At 71.7% G+C, this 23144-nt stretch carries 23 protein-coding genes; 12 read left to right on the top strand and 11 right to left on the bottom strand.

Annotated features, from left to right (window positions below; genetic code table 11):
- Positions 1 to 36 precede the first annotated feature (36 nt).
- From F4558_RS07965 to F4558_RS07955, 3 genes are read right to left on the bottom strand one after another with little or no spacing between them, the layout of a single operon-like run.
- Complete coding sequence (locus F4558_RS07965) at positions 37 to 1377, bottom strand: MGH1-like glycoside hydrolase domain-containing protein (RefSeq protein ID WP_167943675.1); 1341 nt, start codon at positions 1375 to 1377, stop codon at positions 37 to 39.
- The gene (locus F4558_RS07960) at positions 1374 to 2195 is read right to left on the bottom strand and encodes a sugar phosphate isomerase/epimerase family protein (RefSeq protein ID WP_167943674.1); all 822 of its coding nucleotides are present in this window, start codon (positions 2193 to 2195) and stop codon (positions 1374 to 1376) included. The genes F4558_RS07965 and F4558_RS07960 overlap by 4 nt, the downstream gene beginning before the upstream one ends.
- Positions 2196 to 3233: a zinc-dependent alcohol dehydrogenase gene (locus F4558_RS07955; protein WP_167943673.1), complete on the bottom strand. Its 1038-nt coding sequence runs from the start codon at positions 3231 to 3233 to the stop codon at positions 2196 to 2198. It lies immediately after the preceding gene.
- A gap of 115 nt (positions 3234 to 3348) precedes the next feature.
- Between F4558_RS07955 and F4558_RS07950 the strand changes: the two genes are divergently transcribed.
- The 4 genes from F4558_RS07950 (at position 3349) to F4558_RS07935 (ending at position 7240) form a co-directional block, all read left to right on the top strand.
- Complete coding sequence (locus F4558_RS07950) at positions 3349 to 4743, top strand: ABC transporter substrate-binding protein (protein ID WP_167943672.1); 1395 nt, start codon at positions 3349 to 3351, stop codon at positions 4741 to 4743.
- Positions 4740 to 5696 (top strand): carbohydrate ABC transporter permease, encoded by a 957-nt coding sequence (locus tag F4558_RS07945; RefSeq protein WP_167943671.1) that lies wholly within the window; start codon positions 4740 to 4742, stop codon positions 5694 to 5696. The genes F4558_RS07950 and F4558_RS07945 overlap by 4 nt, the downstream gene beginning before the upstream one ends.
- Complete coding sequence (locus tag F4558_RS07940) at positions 5696 to 6562, top strand: carbohydrate ABC transporter permease (RefSeq protein ID WP_167943670.1); 867 nt, start codon at positions 5696 to 5698, stop codon at positions 6560 to 6562. The genes F4558_RS07945 and F4558_RS07940 overlap by 1 nt, the downstream gene beginning before the upstream one ends.
- 72 nt (positions 6563 to 6634) lie before the next feature.
- Positions 6635 to 7240 carry a class I SAM-dependent methyltransferase gene (locus F4558_RS07935; protein WP_167943669.1) on the top strand — a complete coding sequence of 202 codons (606 nt, stop codon included), beginning with the start codon at positions 6635 to 6637 and terminating at the stop codon, positions 7238 to 7240.
- A 57-nt stretch (positions 7241 to 7297) separates the two neighbouring features.
- Here the strand turns inward: F4558_RS07935 and eccB are convergent, their stop codons facing one another.
- Positions 7298 to 8674 (bottom strand): type VII secretion protein EccB, encoded by a 1377-nt coding sequence (eccB, locus tag F4558_RS07930; RefSeq protein ID WP_167943668.1) that lies wholly within the window; start codon positions 8672 to 8674, stop codon positions 7298 to 7300.
- 127 nt (positions 8675 to 8801) lie between these two features.
- Between eccB and F4558_RS07925 the strand changes: the two genes are divergently transcribed.
- Both F4558_RS07925 and F4558_RS07920 read left to right on the top strand, forming a co-directional pair.
- Complete coding sequence (locus tag F4558_RS07925; RefSeq protein WP_167943667.1) at positions 8802 to 9518, top strand: polyamine aminopropyltransferase; 717 nt, start codon at positions 8802 to 8804, stop codon at positions 9516 to 9518.
- 94 nt (positions 9519 to 9612) lie between these two features.
- On the top strand, positions 9613 to 9789 hold the full coding sequence (locus F4558_RS07920) for a hypothetical protein (protein WP_167943666.1): 177 nt from the start codon (positions 9613 to 9615) through the stop codon (positions 9787 to 9789).
- Positions 9790 to 9801: 12 nt separating this feature from the next.
- Here F4558_RS07920 and F4558_RS07915 read toward each other — a convergent pair whose 3' ends face one another.
- Positions 9802 to 11604 (bottom strand): acyl-CoA dehydrogenase, encoded by a 1803-nt coding sequence (locus F4558_RS07915; protein ID WP_167943665.1) that lies wholly within the window; start codon positions 11602 to 11604, stop codon positions 9802 to 9804.
- A gap of 153 nt (positions 11605 to 11757) precedes the next feature.
- Here F4558_RS07915 and F4558_RS07910 point away from each other — a divergent pair, with 153 nt between their 5' ends.
- The 3 genes from F4558_RS07910 (at position 11758) to F4558_RS07900 (ending at position 13572) form a co-directional block, all read left to right on the top strand.
- Positions 11758 to 12180, top strand: coding sequence for an MmcQ/YjbR family DNA-binding protein (locus F4558_RS07910; RefSeq protein ID WP_167943664.1), 423 nt, complete (start codon positions 11758 to 11760; stop codon positions 12178 to 12180).
- Positions 12181 to 12370: 190 nt separating this feature from the next.
- Positions 12371 to 12736: a VOC family protein gene (locus F4558_RS07905; protein ID WP_209273221.1), complete on the top strand. Its 366-nt coding sequence runs from the start codon at positions 12371 to 12373 to the stop codon at positions 12734 to 12736.
- A gap of 140 nt (positions 12737 to 12876) precedes the next feature.
- Positions 12877 to 13572, top strand: coding sequence for an alpha/beta fold hydrolase (locus tag F4558_RS07900; protein WP_167943662.1), 696 nt, complete (start codon positions 12877 to 12879; stop codon positions 13570 to 13572).
- A gap of 37 nt (positions 13573 to 13609) precedes the next feature.
- On the opposite strand, the gene F4558_RS07895 is transcribed toward F4558_RS07900, so the two are convergent.
- From F4558_RS07895 to F4558_RS07885, 3 genes are read right to left on the bottom strand one after another with little or no spacing between them, the layout of a single operon-like run.
- Positions 13610 to 14866: an MFS transporter gene (locus F4558_RS07895; RefSeq protein WP_167943661.1), complete on the bottom strand. Its 1257-nt coding sequence runs from the start codon at positions 14864 to 14866 to the stop codon at positions 13610 to 13612.
- The gene (locus F4558_RS07890; protein ID WP_245241290.1) at positions 14863 to 15549 is read right to left on the bottom strand and encodes an ArsR/SmtB family transcription factor; all 687 of its coding nucleotides are present in this window, start codon (positions 15547 to 15549) and stop codon (positions 14863 to 14865) included. Before F4558_RS07890 ends, F4558_RS07895 begins: the two co-directional genes overlap by 4 nt.
- 54 nt (positions 15550 to 15603) lie before the next feature.
- Positions 15604 to 17172, bottom strand: coding sequence for an LLM class flavin-dependent oxidoreductase (locus F4558_RS07885; protein ID WP_167943660.1), 1569 nt, complete (start codon positions 17170 to 17172; stop codon positions 15604 to 15606).
- A 116-nt stretch (positions 17173 to 17288) separates the two neighbouring features.
- Here F4558_RS07885 and F4558_RS07880 point away from each other — a divergent pair, with 116 nt between their 5' ends.
- The gene (locus tag F4558_RS07880) at positions 17289 to 17870 is read left to right on the top strand and encodes a MarR family winged helix-turn-helix transcriptional regulator (RefSeq protein WP_053656824.1); all 582 of its coding nucleotides are present in this window, start codon (positions 17289 to 17291) and stop codon (positions 17868 to 17870) included.
- Positions 17871 to 18084: 214 nt separating this feature from the next.
- On the opposite strand, the gene F4558_RS31465 is transcribed toward F4558_RS07880, so the two are convergent.
- The gene (locus tag F4558_RS31465) at positions 18085 to 18747 is read right to left on the bottom strand and encodes a hypothetical protein (RefSeq protein ID WP_245241289.1); all 663 of its coding nucleotides are present in this window, start codon (positions 18745 to 18747) and stop codon (positions 18085 to 18087) included.
- Between the two features lie 438 nt (positions 18748 to 19185).
- Between F4558_RS31465 and F4558_RS07870 the strand changes: the two genes are divergently transcribed.
- Positions 19186 to 20136: a helix-turn-helix transcriptional regulator gene (locus F4558_RS07870; protein ID WP_167943659.1), complete on the top strand. Its 951-nt coding sequence runs from the start codon at positions 19186 to 19188 to the stop codon at positions 20134 to 20136.
- Positions 20137 to 20276: 140 nt separating this feature from the next.
- Here F4558_RS07870 and F4558_RS07865 read toward each other — a convergent pair whose 3' ends face one another.
- The gene (locus F4558_RS07865) at positions 20277 to 20681 is read right to left on the bottom strand and encodes a winged helix-turn-helix transcriptional regulator (protein WP_053656820.1); all 405 of its coding nucleotides are present in this window, start codon (positions 20679 to 20681) and stop codon (positions 20277 to 20279) included.
- Positions 20682 to 20768: 87 nt separating this feature from the next.
- Here F4558_RS07865 and F4558_RS07860 point away from each other — a divergent pair, with 87 nt between their 5' ends.
- Positions 20769 to 21626, top strand: coding sequence for an SDR family oxidoreductase (locus F4558_RS07860; RefSeq protein ID WP_167943658.1), 858 nt, complete (start codon positions 20769 to 20771; stop codon positions 21624 to 21626).
- 59 nt (positions 21627 to 21685) lie between these two features.
- Here F4558_RS07860 and F4558_RS07855 read toward each other — a convergent pair whose 3' ends face one another.
- The gene (locus F4558_RS07855; RefSeq protein ID WP_167943657.1) at positions 21686 to 22852 is read right to left on the bottom strand and encodes an epoxide hydrolase family protein; all 1167 of its coding nucleotides are present in this window, start codon (positions 22850 to 22852) and stop codon (positions 21686 to 21688) included.
- Positions 22853 to 23144 lie beyond the last annotated feature (292 nt).

Genomic DNA, 23144 nt, shown 5'->3' with positions numbered 1-23144 from the left:
ACCGTCGCTGGGGCCGGCACGCTACCCGGCTCGGGGCTACTCCTCGTCGGCTAGCAGGTCGAGCACGAGCGCCGCGGTCCAGCCGAACGCCGCCGAGCCCAGACCGGCGCCGGTGTCCGGGTGGAAGTACTCGTGGCAGCCCGCCCCTGCGACCAGCCCGATCATCGACCGGCGCAGCCCGGCTGCCAGCTCCGGGTGGCCGTGCGCGAGCAGCCCGCGCCGTACCAGCCAGCCGATGTTCAGCCAGCTCGGCCCGCGCCAGTAGCGCAGCGGCTCGAAGTCGGGTGCGGTCCGATCGTGGCTGGGCAACGGGCGGTCCATCCGCGCGGCCACCCCGAAGCGCGCCGAGCGGGCCTCGACGACAAGCGTGTCGGCCTGCCGGGTGGGCAGGTCGGGCAGGATCAGCGGCGTCAGCCCGAGCACGGTACGCGCACCCAGCAGCCGCCCGGCGCGTACGTCGCGGGGCTGGAAGGTGCCGGTCGCCGGGTCGTACAGCCGACGTACCAATGCTTCGGTGATCTGGGCCGCACGGGCCCGGTGCGGCCCGGGGTCGGCGCCGATCAGCGCGGCGATCTCGGCGAGGGCGTGTTCGGCGGCCCCGAACGCCGCGTTGAACAGCGGGCACTCCACCAGGAACGGGTGGCGGTCGGCGAGGCCGCGGTCGTCGTAGCCGCGGTCGCGGTAGGCCGCGACGATCGCCAGGTAGCGCGCATAGTCGAGGTCCGTGGGGCGGTGCGCGGCGTCGGCGTGCGCGGTGTCGTGCCGACGGTACGAGCGCATCACCGACGCCTCGGCGGGTACGGCGGCCATCGGGTCGTCCCAGGCGGGGCTGTTGTCCAGCCCGGACTCCCACGGGTGAACGATGCAGACAAGCCCGTCGCCTGCCACGTCCCGCCGGTCGGCGAGGTAGCGCTGCTGGGCGACAAGCGCCGGATAGAGCTGGTGCAAAGCGGCCAGGCCGACCGGCTCGGGTGCCCGGCGGTACGCCAGCAGTGCGGCGAGCGCGTGCACCGGCGGCTGGACCAGGCCGGAGGTGTGTACGGCGGGCGCCCCCTGGGCGTCGGTGGAGCGCCACAGGTCCGGCCCGGGGAAGTACGCGCCGACGCGCAGCGCCGGGTTGAACACGATGTGCGGAACCCGCCCGTCGGCCCACTGCGCGCGGAACAGGCTTGCCAGCTCTTGCCAGGCGCGCTCGGGGCGGACGTGGGCCAGGCCGACCGCGATGAACGCCGAGTCCCAGCTCCACTGGTGTGGATAGAGGGTGCGCGACGGCACTGTGTGGTCGTCTTCCCAGTTGGCGTCGAGGATGGTGACCGCGAGGTGACGTAGCCCTGCGAGGTCACCCGGTCCGCCGGTGCGGGTCGGTGCGGCGGTCATGCCGCGGCCCGCCGGGGCAGCGCGTGCCGCAGCACAGTGGCGGCCTGTTGCAGGGCACGGACCGGGTCGCCGCGCAGCCGGCACTCCAACGCCAGCCACCCCCGGTAGTCAAGCTCCAGCAGGGTTCGTACGAGCGCCGGCCAGTCCAGGTGCCCGGCGCCCGGCTGGTAGCGGTTGGAGTCGCTTACCTGCACGTGCCCGAGGTACGGCGCGGCGGCACGCAGAGCCCGGTGTACGTCGTCCTCCTCGATGTTCATGTGGAACGTGTCGGCGACCACCCGGACCGAGGGCACGCCGACGGCCGCGCAGAGGGCGACCGCCTCGTCGAGACGGTTGACCATGTGGTCCTCGTACCTGTTGAGGGGTTCGAGAAAGAGTGTGACCCCCTCGGCCCGGGCGTGCTCGCCCAGCTCGCCGAGGGCGTCCAGGAGCACCAGCCGGTCGCCGGCCGGCGGGCGCGGCGGCTCGAACGGCGGCAGTCGCCGGGAGAACATCCCCCAGGACGCCGGGGTCATCACCCCGATGCCGCCCAGCTCGGCGATCACCGACAGTTGGGAGCGCAGGTTGCGGACGGCGTCGGCGGAGCGGGCGGGGTCGAAGTCGCCGATGAAGTGGTCCATCTCGACGCAGACGGTGGGCATCACCACACCGGCGGCGCGGGCGCGGCGCAGCTCGGGCAGTCGGCGGGCGAATGCGCCGTCGCCGCGCCCGCGCAGCTCGATGCCCTGGTAGCCGAGGGCGGCGGCGAGGGCGTACTTCTGGATCAGGTTGGTGCCCGGCAGGAGTTGTTCCTGGCAGGCGAGCGCGATGGTGGTCATCTAGAACCTCAACACCACTTGGAGGACGTCACCGGCGCCGCTGTCGAGCAGCGCGAGGGCGTCGGCGACCGCGCTGGCGTCGACGATGTGGCTGACCAGCGGCAGCGGGTCGACCCGATGCTCAGCCACCAACTCCATGAAGGTCTGCGCCACCCGGTCGCCTGTCCACCGGCCGGCCATGCTCGGCGCGGGGGTGGGGCCGGAGACCTGGGCGGCCACCAACTGGATGCGGTTGTGGTGGAACTCTTCGCCGAGGCCGAGCCCGTCGGCCTGGCCCTGGTAGAAGCCGGCGGCCACGACCCGACCGGCGTGTGCGGTGGATCGGATGGCCTCGTGCAGCGCCGGGTACGCCCCGGACAGCTCCAGGCAGACGTCCGCGCCCCGGCCGTCGGTGGCCTGCCGCAGCACTGTGGCGGCGGACGCGGCGCTGGCGTCCACGGTGGCCCGTGCGCCGTAGCGGGCGGCGTGCTGCAGGCGGCTGGGCACCCGGTCGACGGCGACGACCCGGGCGCCGGAGAGCACGGCGAGTCGGGTGGCGAGCAGGCCGATGACGCCCTGCCCGAAGACGCCCACCCAGTCGCCGAGGTGTAGGTCGGCGGCGAGCACCGAGGTCAGCGCGATGGCGCCGGGTCGGGCGAAGACAGCGGCCAGCGGGTCCAGGTCGGCCGGCAGCGGACGGACGGCGTCGGCGGCGAGCACGGCTTCGGCGCGGTGCCCCCAGATGCCCCACACGAGTTGCCCCGGTTGTCGGTCGGTGACCTCCGGCGCGACTTCGACGACCTCGCCGACCTCCTCGTAGCCGAACCCGATCAGCGGGTAGGGCACCGGTGTCTGCCGGGGGACGAACATCCGGGCGGCGTCGTCCCAGTCTTTGCTGAGCCGGGGGTTGCTGCCGCGGTAGAGGGTCAGCTCGGTGCCGGCCGAGATGCCCGAGTAGCAGGTGCGGACCCGGACCTGGCCGGGGCCGAGCGGATCTGGCGGGCAGGGCTCGAGGCTGATCTGCCGAGGCCCGGCGAGGGAGACGACCCAGTTGCCCATGTGTCACATCCCGGTAGCACTGGGCTCCAGGATAGCAAAAAATCGCTATATGTCTTGTCATTGATCAATCGAAGGGGTTGAATCCGGCATGTACCCTTCGAGAGGAGTGCCACCGATGTCAGCACCTCCGAGGCGGATACTCGCCACCACCCTGATCCTGGCACTGGCCGCGCCCACCCTGCTGGCTTGCGGAGACGACGGATCCGACAGCAACAGCAAAAAGATCACCGTTTGGAGTCTGGAAGACGTCGCCGACCGGGTCACCGCCACCAAGGCGATCATCGCGGACTTCACCGCCAAGACGGGGATCCAGGTCGACCTGGTCACCGTCAACGAGGACCAGTTCCCGTCCCTGATCGCCGCCAACGCCGCCGCGGGCGACCTGCCCGACGTCGTCGGTTCGGTATCCCTGGCCGGCATCCGTACGCTCGCGGGCAACGAGCTGCTGCACGCCTCGGCGAACGCGGAGGTCGTCGACAAGCTGGGCAGGCAGACGTTCTCCCCCCGGGCGCTGGAGCTGACCGCCGACGACGGCAAACAGCTCTCCGTGCCGAGCGACGGCTGGGGGCAGTTGCTCGTCTACCGCAAGGACCTGTTCGCCGCCGCCGGCCTGCCCGCCCCCGACACGTACGAGCGGATCACCGACGCCGCGGCGAAACTGAACACCGGGGGCGTCGCCGGGATCACCGCGGCGACAGCGCCCAGCGACGTGTTCACCCAGCAGACGTTCGAGCACCTGGCGCTGGCAAACGGCTGCCAGCTCACCGACGACTCCGGCGGGATCACCCTCGACTCGCCGCAGTGCGTCGAGGCGTTCCGCTTCTACGGCGACCTGATCCGCACCAGCTCGGTGAAGGGCGCGCAGGACGTCGACACCACGCGGGCCACCTACTTCGCGGGCAAGGCGGCGATGGTGATCTGGTCGCCGTTCATCCTCGACGAGCTGGCCGGGCTGCGCAGCGACGCCAAGCCGACCTGCCCGCAGTGCCAGGCCGATCCGGCGTTCCTCGCGAAGAACAGCGGGTTCGTCACCGCGATCAAGGGCCCGAACGGCACCGAACCGGCCCAGTACGGCGAAATCAGCTCCTGGGCCGTGCTGGACGGCGCGGCTGCCGATCCGGCGAAGTCCTTCGTGGAGTACATGCTCGGCGACGGCTACCCACGCTGGTTCGGCATGTCCCCCGAGGGCCGCTTCCCGGTCCGCAAGGGCACCCCGGCCGAGCCTGAGGCGTACCTGAACGCCTGGAACACCAGCCAGGCCGGCGTGGACGCCAAGAAGCCCCTCGCCGACGTGTACGGCGACGAGGTGCTCGCCACGCTGCGCCGCAGCCCGGACACCTTCGGGCGGTGGGGGCTCAGCCAGGGGCAGGGCAAGCTGGTCGGCGCGATGCTCGGCGAGCTGCCGGTGCCCAAGGTGCTGGGCGACCTCATCGGCGGCAAGTCCGACGCGGCGGCAACCGCCGGCCGGGCCAAGAAGGACGTCGAGGCGATCAAGGCGGGCGTCAATTGACCACCACCGCGCCCGACACCGGCCGCTCCCCCACCGGGGAGCGGCCGGCACCGCCGAAGCGCCGGCCGCTGACACTGCGCCGCCGCGAATCCCGGGCCGGGCTGGCGCTTGTCGCGCCGACGCTGCTCGTCACGATCGCTGTCATCGGCATCCCCATCGTCTGGACCGTGGTGCTCGCCTTCCAGCGGGTCCGGCTCGCCACGCTGCGCAAGACCGGGCTGTTCGGCGAGTTCACAATGGACAACATCGACCGGGTGCTGCACACCCCCGGCTTTGCCGAGACGCTGTGGGTGACGCTTCTCTACAGCATCGGCGGCACCGTCGGGTCGATAGCGCTCGGCCTGGTCGCCGCGCTCGTGGTCCGCCGGCCGTTCCGGGGTCGCACGCTGGTCCGGGCGTCCATGCTGCTGCCGTACGTGGCGCCGGTGGTCGCCGTGACATTCGTCTGGCAGGTGATGCTCGACCCGCAGCTCGGCATCGTCAACGACTGGGGTCAGCGCCTGCTGGGCTGGGACGCCCCGGTGCCGTTCCTCAGCCAGGAATCGACAGCACTGGCCACGGTGATCGTGTTCGAGGCGTGGCGGTACTTCCCGTTCGCGTTCCTGTTCCTGCTGGCCCGCCTCCAGGCCGTGCCCGGCGAGTTGGAGGAGGCCTCCCGGGTCGACGGGGCCACGCCCACCCAACGGTTCCGGCACATCCTGCTGCCGCAGTTGCTCCCGGTGATCGCCCTGCTGGGGGTGCTGCGCTTCATCATGACGTTCAACAAGTTCGACGACGTCTACCTGCTCACCGGCGGGGCCGCCGGCACCGAGGTGGTCAGTGTGCGGGTGTACGAGTTCCTCACCGCGCGTACCGACATCGGCGCCGCCGCCGCGCAGGCGGTAGTGCTGGCCGTGGTGCTCATCGTGTTCGTCCTGATCTACCTGCGCTTCTTCGGACGGAGGGTCAGCTGATGGACCGGGACGTCGTCGAGACGGTGAGCCTGCGCTGGCTGCGCCGCCTGGTGATCGCCGCGTTCCTGGTGGTCACCGTCTTCCCCTTCTACTACATGCTGGTGCTGTCGGTACGCCCCATCGAGCGTCTGCTGCTCGACCCCGGCGCGCTCGTGGTCGGCTTCGGTGAGCTGACCGTCGCCACGTACGCGGAGGTGCTCAAGGCCACCGACGACGGCGGCCAGGGTTTCCTCACCTTCATGCGCAACAGCGGCCTGGTGGCTGTCGCGGCGACACTGCTCACCCTCCTGGTCGCGATCCCCGGCGCGTACGCGGTGGCGCGGTTGCGGTTCTTCGGCCGACGGCAGGTCGACTTCCTGTTCCTCGCGGTCTACCTGTTTCCGTCGATCGTCATCGCGATCCCGTTGTTCGTGGTCTTCACCAGGGCCGGGCTGCGCGGTTCGCTGTTCGGGCTGGTGCTTGTCTACATCTCGCAGACGCTGCCGGTCTCGGTCTACATGTTGAAGAACTACTTCGAGACGATCCCGGTCAGTCTGGAGGAGTCCGCCGCCATCGACGGCGCCGGTCGGCTCGGCATCATCCGCCGGGTAAGCCTGCCGCTCGCCGCGCCGTCGATCATGGCGGTCGCGCTCTACGACTTCATGATCGCCTGGAACGAGTTCCTCTTCGCCCTGCTGTTCCTCGTCGACAAGCCCAACCGGTGGACGGTGTCGCTCGGGCTGTCCCTGCTCGCCGACGGCGTGGAGGTTCCCAAGACGGTGCTGATGGCCGGGTCGGTGGTGCTCACCCTGCCCATCGTGATCCTGTTCTTCGCCAGCGAGCGGCTGCTCACCGAAGGGCTGACCAGCGGCGCGGAGAAGGGCTGAGCGGCCACGGTGGCCGGGCCGACTGCTCCGGGTCGCCGGTGGCGACCCGGCCGGCCCGGCTACCGTGACCGTATGGCCAACCCGACCCGCTGGGCGACCGAAACCGGTCCGGAGCACTCGCAGTGGTACATCGACCGGTTCCGCAAACTCGCCGCCGAGGGGGCCGATCTGGCCGGCGAGGCCCGTCTGGTCGACACGCTTGTCGCGCCCGGATCGCGGATCCTCGACGCCGGCAGCGGCTCCGGCCGCGTGGGCGCCGCGCTCGCCGAGCGGGGGCACACGGTGGTCGGCGTGGACGCCGACCCGGCGCTGGTGGAGGCCGCCCAGGCCGACTACCCCGGCCCGCGGTGGCTCGTCGCCGACCTTGCCGAGCTGGACCTGCCGGCGCTCGGCGAGGTCGAGCCGTTCGACGCCGCCGTGCTCGCCGGCAACGTCCTCGCGTTCGTCGCCGTCGGCACCGAGCCGGAGGTGCTGCGCCGGATCGCGGGGCACCTGCGCCCGGACGGCGTGCTGGCGGTGGGCTTCGGCACCGAGCGCGGCTACCCGTTGACAGCGTTCGACGCCGACGCGGTCGCCGCCGGGCTGCGCCTGGAGCACCGCTTCGCCACCTGGGACCTGCGCCCGTGGCACGACGACGCGGACTTCGCCGTCAGCGTGCTACGCCGCCCGGCCAGCTGACGCCTCGGCCCGGCCCCGACGGCGACGGCGCGGTGCCGGACCGGTGCGACCACGCGCTCAGGCCGGAGCTGCCACCGCCCGTGCTGCGGCCGGGTCCAGGGTCGCGCCGGCGGGCACGAGGCTGACAAGGCCGGCGGGCAGTCGCGCCGGACGCACGTCCCGGTAGCCGAGCATCGCCAACACCTCCCGGTCGGCCAGGACGTACCGCCGGCCCAGGTCGGTGACCACTGACACCGCGCCGCCGGACGCGCCGGGCGCCGCAGCGGCCTCGACGACCGCGCCGCGACCCGGCTCCACCACCACGTGGTCGGCCAGCACGGCACCGCCGGCCGGCGCGGTACGCGGCACGGCGGCCAGGTCCGGCAGGTGTACGCCCCAGCGCACCTCGCCTGCGCCGCCGTCGTCACCGACGCGGGTGCAGACCGCCGGATCATCGGCGGCGGCGAGGCGAGGTGGCGCGGGCGGTGGGGCGGTCGGGCCGCTGGGTGCGAGGTCCGGCATCGTGGGCAGCGCGGCGAACCGGCCGAGTGTCATCGGCTCCGGCTCGCCCTGGCCGGTGCGGGCCAGCAGTAGCCCGGCCTGCAACTCGGTGATGCCGGCCAGACCGCCGTCGAGGGCCACCGCGTACTGCCGGCCGCCTCCGGAGTTGCGCACCAGGAAGACGTGGCCGACCCTCGCGCCGGGCACTCCCGTGGCCGGGCGGCCCACGCCGGGCAGCGCGAGCGGGGCCAGGTCGACGCCGGCGGGCAGCGAGTTGAGCAGGGCTGGCGCCACCGGCACCGCCCGGGCGCTGGTGGTGGCCAGCGCCGCCAGGACCCGGCTGGGATCGCGGACCAGGTAGCGGCGCTGATGCCACACCAGGTGCAGGCCGCCGTCCGGGTGGCGCAGCAGCAACGCGTCGTCGCCCAGCGGTCGGCCGCCAACGGGTTCGGTGCCGATCAGCAGCGCGGAGCGGGGCTCGTCGCCGTCCGGAATCGACGAGCAGACCGTCCAGGGCGAGGTCGCGAGCCGGCCCGGCGCCGGCAGTGAATCCGGTGCGTCGGCGATGCCCAACGGCAGTCCGCGCGGCACGCCGTCGATCGAGCGGCGGGACACCAGCACCGTCCTGGACTGGTCCGCGCCGACGATCAGCAGCGCCGAGGCGTAGTTGAGGACCGGGTGCAGCCGCTGGTCGCGGTAGACGAAGCGGGCGCCGGACTCCTTCTCCACGATCACCGCGCCCGGATCGCGCCAGCCCTTGCCACCGCCGGCGAACAGGCCGTACAACGCGAAGCCACCAAGCCCGATCGCCGCGACCAGGACGCTTGCCAGAGCCGCCCCCGCGAGCCGCCGAAACGGTGACTGCGCCGGGTCGGTCTCCCGCATGACAAGGGCGGCGACCGCCCGCTGGACGCTGAACTGGTAGGAGTGCAGCTGGTCCTGCCGCGACGGCATGAAGGTCCCTCCGCTGGATCGGCCGGCCACAGGATATGCGTTGCGTCGATGTCCCGTGGACCCTGCGTGGCCGAGGATCGCCCGAGCGGTAGCATCCGGGGACGAATCCGGCGGCGGGAAGGCATCCATGGGCGCGCGTTTCGAGGAGCTGGCCTGGCGGGAGACCCCGATCGGAGCGATCAGCCTGCGTCGCCGCCGGGACCCGGCACTTCAGGTCGAGGTGTACGAGGTCAAGCTCGACGACGAGTACCTGATGTCCAGCCTGTTCCCGGTCGCGGAGATCGAGCTGGCCCGGCTGGGGCTGGCCGAGCTGACCGGTGACACGCTCGACGTGGTGGTCGGCGGCCTCGGTCTGGGCTACACGGCGTGCGCCGCGCTGGACGACCCGAGGGTGCGGTCACTGCTGGTGGTGGAGGCCATCGAAGACGTGATCGACTGGCACCGTCGCGGGTTGCTGCCGTTCGCGGCGGGACTCGCCGAGGACCCGCGGACCCGTTTCGTACGCGCCGACTTCTTCGCCTCGGTGGCCGGCGGCACCGGATTCGACACGGCAGCGGATCAGCGGTTCGACGCCGTACTGCTCGACGTCGACCACTCACCACGCAACGTCCTGCACCCCAGCCACGCCCCGTTCTACGCACCGGACGGGCTGCGGCGGCTCGCCGCACTGCTGCGCCCGGAGGGCGTCTTCGCCCTCTGGTCGGACGACCCTCCGGACGCCGAGTTCACGGCCGCGCTCACCGAGGTGTTCGCCAGCGCGCAGGCGCACGTGGTGCCGTTCGCCAACCCGCTGACCGGCGGCCAGTCCGCCAACACCGTCTACGTCGCCCGCATGGCGGCCTGAGCCGACTTCTGCTCCCCGTTTGGCATATTGCCGCCCGGCCTGGGAAGAAGATCAGGAGTCGCCGCCGTAGGCGGGCCGGTCACGGGAGGTCGAGATGCGTGCCATGCTCTGGGTTGTCGCCGTGGTGGCCGGCGTGCTCATCCTGCTCGGGCTGCTCCTCGAAGCTGTCCGCTGGCTGGTCATCATCGGGCTGATCGCGCTCGTCGTGGTGGTCGTGTGGGGCGTTGTCAAGGGACGGCAGGCGATGCACCACGAGAGCCGTCGGCGTTGAGGCGGCTGCCGTTCAGAACCAGTCCGCGCGCATGTCGAGTGCCGTCCGGTCCCGGCTGTCCAGCAGGTCGAACTGGGGGCCGGTGCGGGGCAGCTCGACGCTGAAGAAGTAGCGGGCGGCCTGCCGCTTGCCGGCGTGGAACGCGTCCCCGGCCTCCTCGGGCGGCAGCGCCAGCCACTGCTCCAGCCACATCCACGCGATCACCACGTGCCCGACCGCCTCCAGGTAGGCGCTGGCGTTGGCCAGGGCGAGCACCGGGTCCCCGTCGGCCCACAGTCGACGGGTGACCGCAACGATCCGGTCCACCGCGCCGGCCAGCCGGTCGGCCAGCTCGGCGGTTTCCCCGCCGGCCTTGCGGCCCCGGGTGACGGTGTCCCCCATCGTCTCGGTCAGCAGGAGCAGACCCGCGCCGTCGTGCATGGTCATCTTGCGTCCCAGCAGGTCCAACGCCTGGATGCCGTGGGTGCCCTCGTGGATCGGGTTGAGCCTGTTGTCCCGGTAGTGCTGCTCCACGTCGTGATCGCGGGTGTAGCCGGCGCCGCCGAGCACCTGGATCGCCAGGTCGTTGGCGGCCAGGCACCACTGCGACGGCCAGCTCTTGGTGATCGGGGTGAGCACGTCCAGGAGCAGGTGCGCGCGCTCGCGGTCGACCTGCTCCGGCGCGGTCTGCTGCTCGTCGAGCAGCCGGGCGCAGTAGAGCACCAGGGCCATCGCGCCCTCCACGTAGCTCTTCTGTGCCAGCAGCATCCGCCGTACGTCCGGGTGATCGATGATCGGCACCTGCGGCGCGGTGGGATCCTTCGCGCCGACGGGCCGGCCCTGCGGCCGCTCCCGGGCGTACTGGAGGCTCTTGAGATAGCCGGTGTAGCCCAGCGCGGTGGCGCCGGCCCCCACGCCGATCCGGGCCTCGTTCATCATGTGGAACATCTGGGCGAGCCCCTCGTGTGGCGTGCCGACCAGGTGGCCGACAGCGCCGGGACGACCGCCCGGGGTGTGCCCGCCGTCGCCGAAGCTGAGCAGCGTGTTCGTGGTTCCCCGGAATCCCATCTTGTGGTTGAGACCCACAAGCACCACGTCGTTGCGGTCACCGAGCGAGCCGTCAGGCCCGACGAGCACCTTGGGCACGACGAACAGCGAGATGCCCTTCACCCCGGGCGGTCCGCCGGGGATCCGCGCCAACACCAGGTGGACGATGTTCTCGGCCAGCTCGTGATCACCGCCGGAGATCCACATCTTGGTGCCGAACAGCCGGTACGTGCCGTCCGGCTGCGGCTCCGCGCGGGTGGTGATGTCGGCGAGTGAGCTGCCCGCGTGCGGCTCGGACAGGCACATGGTGCCGAAGAACCGACCGTCCAACATGGGCCGCACGTAGGTGTCGACCTGCTCCGCGCTGCCGTGGGCCAGCAACAGGTTCGCGTTGCCCAGGGTCAGCATCGGGTACGCCGAGGTGGCCACGTTCGCCGCCTGGAACCAGGCGAAGCAGGCGGCGGCGACGGCGTGCGGCAGTTGGAGGCCACCGACCGAGGCGTCCAGTCCGGCGCTGAGCAGGCCGGTCTCGGCGAAGCTGTCCAACGCGGCGCGGACCTGCGGGATGAGCCGTACCCCCTGTCCGTCGAACGTCGGCTCGGCCAGGTCGGCGGCCCTGTTGTGCGTGGCGAACTGCTCGGTGGCGACCCGCTCGGCGAGGTCCAGCGCGTCGTCGAACGTCTCCCGGGAGTGCTCGGCGTAGCGGGGACGCTCGATGAGGTGGGACACCCGCAACCAGTCGTGCAGCAGGAAATCCAGGTCACGGCGTGAGAGCAGGGTGGACGGCACGGCACTCCTCGGTGGGCGCGGACGGCAGGCCGGTCGGTGGGCGGCTCCGGCCCCATCCTGGCGGATCCGGCGGGCGTGCACCACACCGCCGGAGCCGGCCGGCGCACATCGACGAGCGGGAATTGTCACACCTGCCGGCTAGCGTCACCGACCGTGACCGAACCCGGAGATGTCCCTCCCGACGTCCTCGACCGGCTGCGGCCGATCTGCCTCGGGCTGCCGGAGAGCTACGAGGAGCCGGCCTGGGTGGGCACCCGTTGGCGGATCCGCAAACGGACCTTCGCCCATGTGCTCACCGTCGACCCGGCCCGCCAGCCGGCCCACGCGCGCGCCGCCGCTGTGGATACGCCGGCTTGCCTGCTGATCTTCCGCTCGCCACCTGACGAGATCGCCGGGCTCGTGGCGAGTGGGCACCCGTTCTACAAACCCGATTGGGGCCCGACGGTGCTGGGCATGGTCGTGGACGACGACACGGCCTGGGACGAGGTGACCGAGTTGCTCACCGAGAGCTACTGCCTCCTGGCGCCGAAGCGGCTCGCGGCGCTGGTCGACGGTCCCGGTCCGCCGCCCGGTTGATCCCCGACAACGGACATGATCAACACGAGGTCGGGGTGTCTGCGCCATCGGGGCTCCGACAGTGGGTGTTTCAAGCGGAGCCAGCGGGCCTGTCGGGGAGCCGGGCGGCGTCTGTGGGGCGGGGGCCGGTTGTCGAGGGCGAGCAGCGCGGCGGCGACGGCGATAGGTTGCCTCAGTGCACCGAAGTCGCATGTACGCATTGTTGATCGACACACCACGGGCGGAGGCCGAGCAGGCCGCGCAGTTCTGGTCGGCCGCGCTGGGCGCGCCCACCCGTACGCATCCCGCCGAGCCGCAGTTCGTCGACCTGCACGGCGCCGTGCCAGGGCTGGTCACCGCCGTCCAGTCGGTGGACGACACGCCGCGCTTCCATATCGACATCGAAACCGACGACGTACCGGCCGAGACCTCCCGGCTCATCGGCCTGGGGGCCACCGAGGTGACCCAGTGGCAGGAGTGCCGCATCCTGCGGGCGCCCGGCGGGCACCTGCTCTGCGTACTGCCGGTGGAGAGTCCGGCGGAGGTCTTCGCGGCCGAGGCCCGTACCTGGCCGTGACGGGCTGAGGCGACGCCGCAGGCCCAGGCTGCGGAGGTCCGCGACGACCACGCGGGTTCGGGCGCCGACCGCGGCCCGGGCCCGCCAGGGCTACAGCCACGGGACGGCGGCTGCCGCAGGTCGGCGTTAGGGTCTCGGCCATGGCTGATTTCGTGCTGGTGGCGGGTGCGTGGCTGGGGTCATGGGCGTGGGACGAGGTGGTGGCGCCGCTGCGCGCGGCCGGCCACGGGGCCCATGCGCTTACCCTCTCCGGTCTCGCCGAGAAGCGGGGTCTGCCCGCCGGGCAGCAGACTCACGTCCAGGACATCGTCGGCGAGGTCGAGCGACGCGACCTGCATGACGTGGTGCTGGTCGGGCACAGCTACTCGGGGATCCCGGTGGGTCAGGCCGCCGAGCGGATCGGCGACCGGTTGACCCGGGTGGTCTTCGTCGACTCGGAGGTGCCTGTCGACGGTGAGTCGTTCGTGTCCACTTGGTGGCAGGGGCCTGCGGCGTTGGCCTCGCAGCTCGCCGACAACGACGGCTACTGGCCGCCGCTGGGCGCGGCCGACTTCGACGGTCAGGGGCTGACCGACACGCAGATCGCGCGTCTGGTCGAGGGTTCCACCCCGCACCCGGGCGCGACGCTGGCCGAGCCGGCCGAGCTGACCCGACCGCTGAGCGAGCTGCCGGCGACGTACGTCAAGTGCCTGCTCGACGGGCCCGAGCCCAACGCCACCGTGACTGAGCTGGTGGCCGGCGGCCACTGGCGACTGGTCACGATGGACACGGGCCATTGGCCGATGTTCTCGCAACCCGCCGAGCTGGCCCGGCTGCTGCTGGAGCAGACCAGCTGACCCCGGTCCACACAGCCACCAGCCGGGCCTCGGCCGGTCAGGCCACCGGGTCGTCGATGGTGGCGATGTGGCGTACCGGCGACGCGAGCAGCCAGAACACCGCGAGTGTCCCGCCCAGGCCGGCGACGACAAGTGTCGGCCGTAGCCCGATGGTGGTGCCCAGCGCGCCGCCGACAAGCGCGCCGAGCGGCCGGATGCCGTAGTTGACGGCGCTGTACGCACCGGCCCGGCGGCCCCGCGCGTCGTCGGGAGTGACGGCGGTGAGCAGGGCGTTGAGGTTGACGTCCATAAGCATCACACCGACGCTGGAGACCAGCTCGATGGCCGCCAGCATGGCCACCTTCGCCCAGGTCGGGCCGCTGATCAGCGCGGTCAGGGCCAGCGGCGCGGGAAACAGCACCACGCCGATCATCGCGGTGCGGCCGAGGCCGATGGCGCGCGAGACCCGGGGTGCCAGCGCCGCTCCGGCCAGCCCACCGAGCGCGCCGCCGCCGAACGCGATGCCGATGGCGCCAGCTGACAGGCCGAGGTCACGGCTGGCATACAGCACGAGCAGCGCGGCGGCGATGAAGGTGAAGAAGTTGACGGTGCTGGTGCAGCCGAGCGCGGCGCGCAGCACCGGGTGGCGAAAGACCAGCACGAGCCCTTCGCGGACGAGGGCGAGGGTGGAGGATCGGCGCGGCGGTGGGGGCGCCTCGGTGACCGGGATGCGGCCGAGCAGCAGGGCGGAGCCGAGGAAGGACACCGCGTCGACGACGATCGCGATCGGCGCGGTGAGAGCCTGGACCAGTCCCCCGCCGACGGCCGGCCCGGCGATGAACGACAGAGAGCGGCTCATACTCAGCTTGCTTGTCGCGTCCACATAGGCGGATCGCGGCACCAGCGCCACGAAGAATGCCTGGCGCGCCATCGCGAACAACACCGCCCCGGCGCCGGTGAGCAGCGCGACCAGGTAGAGCTGGGTGAGGGTCACCGCGTCGAACAGGTACGCCACCGGCAGGCTGAGCAGCACCGCCGCGCGGATCAGGTCGGCGGCGATCAGGAGTCGCCGCTTGTGGGTGCGCTGGTCCACCCACGCGCCGAGGAACAGGCCCAGCAGGTTGGGCAGCCAGATCAGTGCGGTGAGGACGCTTACCTGCGCGGGCGTGACCGCGAGGAGGGAGACGGCGATCAGCGGCAGCGCCAGCTCGCTGATCCGGTCACCGAACTGGGAGACCGTCTCGCCGATCCAGAAAGTGCGGAACCGCCGGTCGCGGTGCAGGGCCGGCGCGGGTGTGGCCTCGACGGCGGTCATGACGCCGCAGGCCCGCCGGGCTCGCCCTGCACCGCTGCCGGCTCGCCCTGCGCCACCTCCGGCTCGGACGGCAGCGTCTCCGGCTCGGACGGCAACGGCCCGGGCTCGGGCAGCAGGTAGCGCAGCATCCGGACGAGCTGCGCTCCGGCGGGCTGTGTGTCGTCGTCCTTGCGTCGCACGTACGGCGCGAGCAGCTCCTCGATCGCCTCTTCCAGGTGCCGCAGCTCCTCGACTGTGGCGACGAACTGAGTGTCGGCGAGGCCTGCCACCCCGCGCCACGCGTCGTCCAGGCGGGGCTCGTCGTGCAGCAGCCACTGTTGTGGCGCCTCGGCGGCGCGGGCGAACATCTCGCCGCGCAGTTGCCGGCCGGCGGCCTGGCCTTCGGCGTCGTCGGGCAGGGCGAAGCGGAAGCCCCGGGCGGCGGCCTGCCACCAGCGTTCCCGCTTGCTGGCGGCCCCCGGAACCGCCTGCGCGTCGGTGACGAGGCCGAACGTCGCGAGGTGCCGCAGATGCCAACTGACCACCGACGGAGTCGCGCCGACGTGCGGCGACAGCCCGGTGGCGGTTGCCGGGCCGTGCCGCTGGAGCCGGTCGAGGATGGCGAGCCGGACGGGATGCGCCAACGCCCGCAGCGCCTGCGGCTCGGTGATCTCGAAATCCCCGTACGGGTTCTTGAGAGACATGTTTCGAAAGTAGTCTCTCAGATTAGGTCAGGGCAAGCCCCGACCCGACACCGGTCAGCTCACCCCCAGCCGGGCCAGCGGCTCGACCAGCTCCCGCTCCTCGTAACTGAGGTGCGACAGCAGGGCGTCGGTCAGCAGGTTCACCGCGGCGCGCAGATCGGCCAACCCGTCCGGCGAGCCGACGTACGCGACGAGCGCCTTGTCGACGCCCTCCAGCACCTCGTGGATGACGTGGTGCTCCTGCTCCAGCCGGTCGACGACAGGCGCCAGCCGGGGGTCGGCGTGCCGCAGCCGCGGAAAGAGGGCCTGGTCCTCGATGGTGTGGTGGGTGGTGACGATCCGGCAGTAGGACTCGCAGTAGGCGCCAAGCGTCCACCGGTTCTGCCGCATCGTCATCGTGTTGATCTGCGAGCGGGCGGCGCCGGCGTCGATCTCGCCGGCCGCGACCTGCTCGATGAGGTCGTGGATCTGGGCCAGCTCCGCTCGCAGTCCGTCGTGGACCTGCACGAGGTGCTGGCCGTTGGCCTGCTCGTGCGGGGTGTAGGTGCGCGTCGGATCCGGCGTCGGGCCGGTCGGGCGGGCCGACTCGTCCCAGACCTGCCGGTCGCTGAGCCGCCGGCCGTCGTCGGGCGTCGGCACCACAGCGAACGCGCCGCCGGTCACCCGCGCACGGGCCGGCCGCGCCGACGGCGCGACCGCCACGGGCTTCGTGACCGGGGTACGCGCCGACGCGGCGTCCCGCTCAGCCGCGACCCGTTCCCGTACGGCTGGCACCACCTCACCGGCGAAGCGGCGCATGTCGTCCGGGTCGTCACTGGCGAGGATGAACGCGCTGATGCCGTCGTTCAGCGCGTACCCGGTCAGCTCGCGTACCCACTGCTCGACCGGCCCGTGCAGCGGACCGCGCTCGGCGGTCGCGAACTGGCCGGAGATGTTGAGCAGTCGGCGGACGGCCTGGGGCGACCGACCTGCCTGCTGTGCGGCGGCGTCGATCAGCTCGTTGCCCTTGGCCAGGTCACCGGGCTGGAGATAGGCGAGCGAGGGCAGCCAGCCGTCGGCCCGGCGGCCGGTCAGCTCCAACATCCTCGGCTTGTACGCGCCGAGCCAGATGGGCACGGCGTGGGCGGGAGCCGGCCCGCGCTTGGCGCCGAGCACGCGATGGAACTCGCCGTCGACGCGCACTCCCCCACGCGCGTCGGCGTCCCAGACCTGGCGGATGACGTCGATGGCCTCCTCCAGCGCGCGTACGCCCTGCCCGGGGGTCAGCCGTCGACCGCCCATCGCCTCGATGGCCTCCCAGAACGCGCCCGCACCGAGGCCGAGGTCGACCCGGCCGCCGCTGAGCAGGTCGAGGCTTGCCACGCTGCGGGCGAGCACCGCGGGCGGGCGCAACGGCAGGTTCGTGACGTTCGCCGACAGGTGCACCCGGCTGGTCCGCGCGGCGACGTAGCTCAGCAGCGTCCAGGTGTCCAGGAACTTCGGCTGGTAGGGGTGGTCCTGGAAGGTGACAAGGTCCAGCCCGACCTGCTCGGCCAGGACGGCGAGGCCGACAGTGCGCTCCGGGTCGTCGCTGCCGGGCGTGGTGAACGTTCCGAAGATCAGGTCGTGACCGTAGTCGCTCATCGGTGAGCCTCCCGTTTCCGCGACGCTGCGGGGTCGATGCGTCGCAACGTAGACCTTATGTCAGATAGAACATCTCCTGCCAACAAGATAGCGCGAGCCGCGCTATTGTCAGGGGCATGACGGGAGCCAGTGACGTACGCGACCGGCCCGATCCGCTCGACGACGACCTGGGCTGGATGCTGGGCATCGCTTTCCGGGGTTACGTGCGGGCAGCCGAGCACGCGCTCGCCGACTTTCCCGGCGGCCCACGTGGCTATCAGGTGCTCACCGCCGCGATCAACAGGCCCGGCCGCAACCAGGGTGCGATAGCCGAGGAGCTCGGCATCGACCGCACCGTGCTCACGTACCTGATCGACGACCTGGAAGAGCCCGGCTACGTTGCCCGCCGGGCGGACCCGGCGGACCGGCGCAGCCGGTTGGTGGACGTCACCGACGCCGGCCGCGCGGCCTGGGAGCAACGGCGGGGCGCGCTGCGCCGCGTCGAATCCCACCTGCTGGGGGCCCTCACGCCCGAGGAGTCGTCGACCCTGCGGGCGCTGCTCCAGCGGGTCGCCTGCTCGACCCAGGCCGTCGACCCGCTGCGGGACATGTGTGAGGTGGTGGCGCAGGTACGGCCCGAGCCGACCCCGGTGGGCGACCGGTCCGAACGGGACATCCGCATCCGTCCCGCCCGGTCTCGCCGCCGCGGCGACGGCTGACCGGCCGCCGCCGCGCCCGGACGACCGACGACGCGGTACGGCCCGCCGGCACCCCGACCGTCCTGAGTCGAGGTGTGCCGACGGGCCGCACCGCTGCGGCGCTGGGTCAGCGCACGTGCACGAACATCGGGTTGGAGTAGAACCAGAGGTCGTCCCACGGGCTCTCCAGCCCCGTTGAAGGGCGCGGCCAAGGGCTTTCCGCTACCGCGTGTTGTCACATCCGGGCGCGGGGCAGCCAGCCCAGGAACCGCAGCCGGGCACGGGGCAGGGGCAGGGTCGGCAGATCCTGGGCGGCGGCGACCAGGCAGGAGCCGAGGTAGACGGCGAGTGCGGCGCGCGCCCCGCCGAACTCGGCGAGCAGTTGGCTCTGCTTGGTGGCGCAGGGCCACTCCCTGCCGCATCCGGTGCAGGTCCAGCTTGGCGGGCTGGGCAGGTGCTCGGGCAGTTTCGGCCGCTGGTAGCGACCCACGACGCTGTTGTCCCGGCGTACGTCCCGCCGCCGGGTCTCCGGGCCGGCGTTGCGGCGCGCGGGCTGACGGGGTTCGGGCAGGTAGCGCCTGACCGTGCCGAGGAGCGCCCCGACGCGGATCAGGGCGTCCGGCCCGACGTGGTGCGCCAGCAACGCGGTGAGCAGGTGGTGCCCCAGCAGGTCGAGGGAGTCACGGTTCAGGCGCAGGTCGCGGCACAGGTCGACGAACTCGGGGGTGGCCAGCGGCACGCGGTCGTCGAGAGCGCGGCGCAGCACCTCGCGCAGCGCACCGCCGAGGCTCTCCAGCGCGTCGCCCTCGCCCAGCCCGAGGGTGTCCTCGTCGGCCACCCGCGCCAACGCCTCGGCGACCGCCAGTCGAACGACGCGGTCAGGATCGTTACTGTCCAACGTTCACCTCCGCCTGATGGCCGGACCCCGGCAGGTATCCGGACGCCCACGGGCATCCGGGGAGATCAGAAACAAGGTTTCGCCGCCGCCTCCGGGACGGCTAGCACCGCAGGCGCAGCATCGAGCGGCGCGATAGCCGGAAAGCGAAGTCGACTCACTGAATCACGGAAATCCATCCGGACGACGGTGAGCTGCCGTATGGTGGAAATCCCATCAATGCCAGTCCACATTGGTGGGATTACCTGAAGATCCACGGCCACTCCCCTGGCCGCTCCCCCGCCGAAGTAACCGGCGGGACTTGGTGCCACCGCCGTACCGCCGGGCTGCAACACGCCGCGAACACCCTGCCCTCTCGCGCCCAGACACGTCCCGAACACGCCGCCGGCGCTGGTCCACCCGGCGGCACCTCCCGGACGGAGCCAGCGAATGACCTCAACTATGCGGTTTCAACGATTCGAGAGCAGCGACCCGGCGGCCATCCACCGCTTTCTGGCCACCACGTACGACACCGACCTGCGCATCCATGACGGGAACGGCCCGTACCACCTCGCCCATCAGCGGTTCGACGCCGGTACGCTCGCCGTCTCCGCCCTCAATCAGACGTCGCGTCTCGACATCGAGGTGGACGGCCTGAACGCCCTGATCATCTGCCGCGCCCACAGCGCCCGTGTCGATCGCACCTGCGACGGGGCCACCCACCGGTTCGGCACCGGTGACGTCTTCCTCACTGCCCGACCCGACCGACCGTTCAACCTGCGCTGGCAGCCCGGCGCTGTGGAACTCTGCGTCCTGGACCGCGCGGTCCTGGCTCAGGTGGCCGCTGCCGCACCGGCACGGCGACCAGGCCAGATCCGCTTCACCGACTTCAGCGCCGCCAACGCCCTCCGCGCCCGGCAGTGGCGAAAGATCATCAGCTACGTCAGTGACGTGGTGCTGACCAATCCGGACGCCAGCACGCAGTCACTGGTGATCGGCAACGCCGCGCGGATGCTCGCCGCGGCGGCGCTCTCCATCTTTCCCAACACCGCATTCACCGACGAGACCATCGAGGACCGCCGCGACGCCAGCACGGCAACCATGCGCCGCGCCATCACCTTCATGGAGGAAAACGCCGACCGGGACATCAGCGTGCTGAACATCGCCGACGCCGCCGCCGTCTCCGTACGGGCGGTGCAACTCGCCTTCCGCCGTCACCTCGGCACCACCCCGATGGCGTACCTGCGCCGGATCCGCCTCGATCGGGCCCACCGCGACCTGCTGCGGGCCGACCCGAGCCGGGACACCGTGTCAGCGATCGCCAGCCGGTGGGGATTCGCCAGCCACAGCAGGTTCACGGCCCGGTACCACGCCAGCTACGGCGTACCGCCGCGCGAGACGCTGAACGCCTGAACCCGCCGCGCCGCCGAGGGTTACTGTCGATGCCATGCCCGAGGGTGGAGCTGATCAGCTACCGGTGACGGCCGGGCCGGCACCCCGGTCGCCCATCCCGGCCGTCCGCCGGTGCTGCCCTTGACGGCACGGTGGGCGATTCAACCCCGGGTGCGCTCGTGAGCGTCGCGTGCGGACTGCAACTCGGGCACCGCGCTCTCCAGAAGGTCGGCGAGACCCCGTAGTCGCTTGGCGACGCGGGCGCCGAGCGGGGTGAGCGAATACTCGACGCGCGGCGGAATCGTGGTGAGGACCTCCCGCGTCAGCATGCCGTCGCGTTCGAGAATCTGGAGGGTCTGGGAGAGCATCCGCTCGCTGACCCCGTCGACACGGCGGCGCAGCGCGTTGAACCGGTACCGGCCCTCGCCCAGCGCCAGCAGGACCAACGACGCCCACTTCGAGGTGACGTCCTCGAAGGCGGCGCGGGAGGTGCAGCCGCGCGCGAAGACATCGCTGACGAGTTCCCGGGTAGGCCCTGCGGGGTCAGGGGACGGCCTGTCGGTCACTCCACCAGCCTACCCCGTGCTTACTCGCGGACTAGTGCTATAGATTAGTAAGTGCTTCCGGATCGTCACCGCCCCATGGAGGATGCTGTGCCCACCTATGCCGTCACCGGCGCCACCGGCCGACTGGGCCGCCTGGTGATCGATCGTCTGCTCGACACCGGCGTACCCGCTGCCGAGATCGCCGCCGTCGTCCGCACCCCGGAAAAGGCCGCCGACCTGGCAGCACGCGGTGTGGAGATCCGCCAGGCCAACTACGACGATCCGGCCACGCTGCCCGGTGCCGTGGCCGGCGTACGCCGCCTCCTGCTGATCTCCGGCGACACTCCCGGCCGACGCGTCGCCCAACACACAGCGGTCGTCGACGCGGCCAAGCTCGCCGGCGTCGAGCGCCTGATCTACACAAGCATCCTGAAGGCCGACACCACGACGAACCCGCTGGCGCCCGAGCACCGGGCCACCGAGGAGGTTCTCGCCGCCTCGGGTCTGTCCCACACCGTGCTGCGCAACAGTTGGTACACGGAGAACTACACCGACCAACTGCCGCAGTACCTGCAGACCGGCACGATCCTCGGCGCCACCGGCGGCAGCACCGTCTCGGCCGCGACCCGCGCCGACTACGCGGCCGCCGCGGCGGCGGCGCTCACCCGCGACGAGCACGGCAACACCGTCTACGAGTTGGGCGGCACCGCGTTCACCTTCGACGAACTCGCTGCTGCCGTCAGCGAGGTCACCGGCACGACTGTCGTCCACCGGGACCTCTCCCCCGCCGACCTGGCCTCGACGCTGGAGACCGTCGGCCTCGACGCCGGCACCGCCGGGTTCGTCGCCGCCCTCGACCACTCCATCGCCATCGGCGAATTGACGACCGACAGCGACGACCTCAGCCGCTTGATCGGCCGGCCGAGCACCCCGCTGCGCGACGCCATCCGGGCCGCGCACGCGTAACCGGCGACCGCGGTCACGTCGGCGCGACGCGCCTTCCGGAAATCCGGGCTGGCGGGCGTCTACGCCCCGCGACGCAGCGGTCGGAAGAAGTCTCGCAGGTCGTCGGCGAGGAGGTCGGGTTCCTCCAGGGGCAGGAAGTGGCCTCCCCGGGTCGCGCCGCGCCATTGGCGCAGGTCACGGTAGACGCGCTCGGCGTACTCGCGGGGGTAGTCCCGGTCCTCCGGGGTGAGCCGGACTCCTGCTGGCACGTGGACAGCCCCAAGCGGCGGGGTCCGGGAGTCGTCGTAGTAGGGCCTGAAGGACGAGCCGATCGTCCCGGTCGCCCAGTAGAGAGTGGTGACGGTGAGCAGAAGGTCTTTGCTGAAACGGGATTCGAGGTCGCCGCGGCAGTCGCCCCAGGCCCGATACTTTTCCACGATCCAGGCGGCCAGGCCTGCGGGAGAGTCGAGCAGGGCCGCCGCGAGGGTGTCCGGGCGGGTGCTCTGGATGGCGGCGTAGCCGTCGTCGCCGCCATCGTGCTCGGTCGATCGCGCCTTCAGGTAGGCGTGCTCGGCCGCGGACAACGGCTGGGCGTCGTCGAGAACAGGGTGCAGGTTCGGATGGTGGGTGTGAATCCCGACAACCTGTTGCCGGTGCCGGGCCCCGAGAAAGCCTGTGACATGGGAGCCGATGTCACCGCCGTACGCGCCGAACGTCGAGTAGCCAAGGACATCCGTCATCAGCCGTGCCCACAGGTCAGCAACCACCGGCGGGGTCACCGGGCCGGCAGTCGGCAGATCCGAGAACACGAAGCCCGGTAGGGACGGCACGACGACGTCGAAGGCGTCGTCCTGCTCGCCGCCGTAGGCAACGGGATCGGCCAGCCGAGCCGCGAGCGGCAACATTTCCACGAAGCTGCTGGGCCAGCCGTGGGTGAGCACCAGCGGCAGCGGGGAGCGGGTGGCGCCGGAGGCCGCGGCGCGCAGGTGCACGAAGTGCACCCTCCGGCCGTCCAGGGTGGCGACGTAGTGCGGCACCGCGTTGAGGTCGCGTTCCCGCGCACGCCAGTCGAAGCCGCTGCGCCAGTAGGTCACCAACTCGCGAAGGTAGTCCGGGTCCGTGCCGGCACGCCACCCGCTCGCGGTGGGACGGGGGAAGCGAGTGCGCGCCAACCGCTCGGCCAGATCGGCGAGCAGGTCGTCGGGGACGTCGATGGTGAATGGCACCGCTTGTGGCAGGGACGACATGAGGGCCTCCGTGACCTGGGACGGATGAGATCCACATTCCCCAGGTCAGCTCGCCAGATCGGCTCGCCCGATGGCTGCAAGGGAAGCGACTCGCATGCTACCGGCCACGACACCGCCTGAGAAGTGCTCACTACGAGGGCGCTGGCGCGGCCCCGCTGCCCCCTGTGGATGTGGTGCCATCGCACGGGGCAGGCCGGCCCACGACTATTGATCTTGGCTTAGGCTTGTGGACATGCCCGGACGCCCCTCGCACCGCCTTCACAACGGTCACGGGTGCACCCGCCCCACGGCC

The organism is Micromonospora profundi (genome assembly GCF_011927785.1).
Taxonomy (GTDB): domain Bacteria; phylum Actinomycetota; class Actinomycetes; order Mycobacteriales; family Micromonosporaceae; genus Micromonospora; species Micromonospora profundi.
The sequence above is the reverse complement of the archived record's forward strand: the minus strand, read 5'-3'. Positions and strand labels throughout refer to the sequence as shown.

What these genes read in the sequence shown, in the direction of transcription:
- F4558_RS07965 (WP_167943675.1), bottom strand. Translation starts at nt 1,377, where the DNA reads ATGACCGCCGCACCGACCCGCACCGGCGGACCGGGTGACCTCGCAGGG.
- F4558_RS07960 (WP_167943674.1), bottom strand. Translation starts at nt 2,195, where the DNA reads ATGACCACCATCGCGCTCGCCTGCCAGGAACAACTCCTGCCGGGCACC.
- F4558_RS07955 (WP_167943673.1), bottom strand. Translation starts at nt 3,233, where the DNA reads ATGGGCAACTGGGTCGTCTCCCTCGCCGGGCCTCGGCAGATCAGCCTC.
- F4558_RS07950 (WP_167943672.1), top strand. Translation starts at nt 3,349, where the DNA reads ATGTCAGCACCTCCGAGGCGGATACTCGCCACCACCCTGATCCTGGCA.
- F4558_RS07940 (WP_167943670.1), top strand. Translation starts at nt 5,696, where the DNA reads ATGGACCGGGACGTCGTCGAGACGGTGAGCCTGCGCTGGCTGCGCCGC.
- F4558_RS07935 (WP_167943669.1), top strand. Translation starts at nt 6,635, where the DNA reads ATGGCCAACCCGACCCGCTGGGCGACCGAAACCGGTCCGGAGCACTCG.
- eccB (WP_167943668.1), bottom strand. Translation starts at nt 8,674, where the DNA reads ATGCCGTCGCGGCAGGACCAGCTGCACTCCTACCAGTTCAGCGTCCAG.
- F4558_RS07925 (WP_167943667.1), top strand. Translation starts at nt 8,802, where the DNA reads ATGGGCGCGCGTTTCGAGGAGCTGGCCTGGCGGGAGACCCCGATCGGA.
- F4558_RS07920 (WP_167943666.1), top strand. Translation starts at nt 9,613, where the DNA reads ATGCGTGCCATGCTCTGGGTTGTCGCCGTGGTGGCCGGCGTGCTCATC.
- F4558_RS07905 (WP_209273221.1), top strand. Translation starts at nt 12,371, where the DNA reads ATGTACGCATTGTTGATCGACACACCACGGGCGGAGGCCGAGCAGGCC.
- F4558_RS07900 (WP_167943662.1), top strand. Translation starts at nt 12,877, where the DNA reads ATGGCTGATTTCGTGCTGGTGGCGGGTGCGTGGCTGGGGTCATGGGCG.
- F4558_RS07895 (WP_167943661.1), bottom strand. Translation starts at nt 14,866, where the DNA reads ATGACCGCCGTCGAGGCCACACCCGCGCCGGCCCTGCACCGCGACCGG.
- F4558_RS07890 (WP_245241290.1), bottom strand. Translation starts at nt 15,549, where the DNA reads ATGTCTCTCAAGAACCCGTACGGGGATTTCGAGATCACCGAGCCGCAG.
- F4558_RS07885 (WP_167943660.1), bottom strand. Translation starts at nt 17,172, where the DNA reads ATGAGCGACTACGGTCACGACCTGATCTTCGGAACGTTCACCACGCCC.
- F4558_RS07880 (WP_053656824.1), top strand. Translation starts at nt 17,289, where the DNA reads ATGACGGGAGCCAGTGACGTACGCGACCGGCCCGATCCGCTCGACGAC.
- F4558_RS07870 (WP_167943659.1), top strand. Translation starts at nt 19,186, where the DNA reads ATGCGGTTTCAACGATTCGAGAGCAGCGACCCGGCGGCCATCCACCGC.
- F4558_RS07855 (WP_167943657.1), bottom strand. Translation starts at nt 22,852, where the DNA reads ATGTCGTCCCTGCCACAAGCGGTGCCATTCACCATCGACGTCCCCGAC.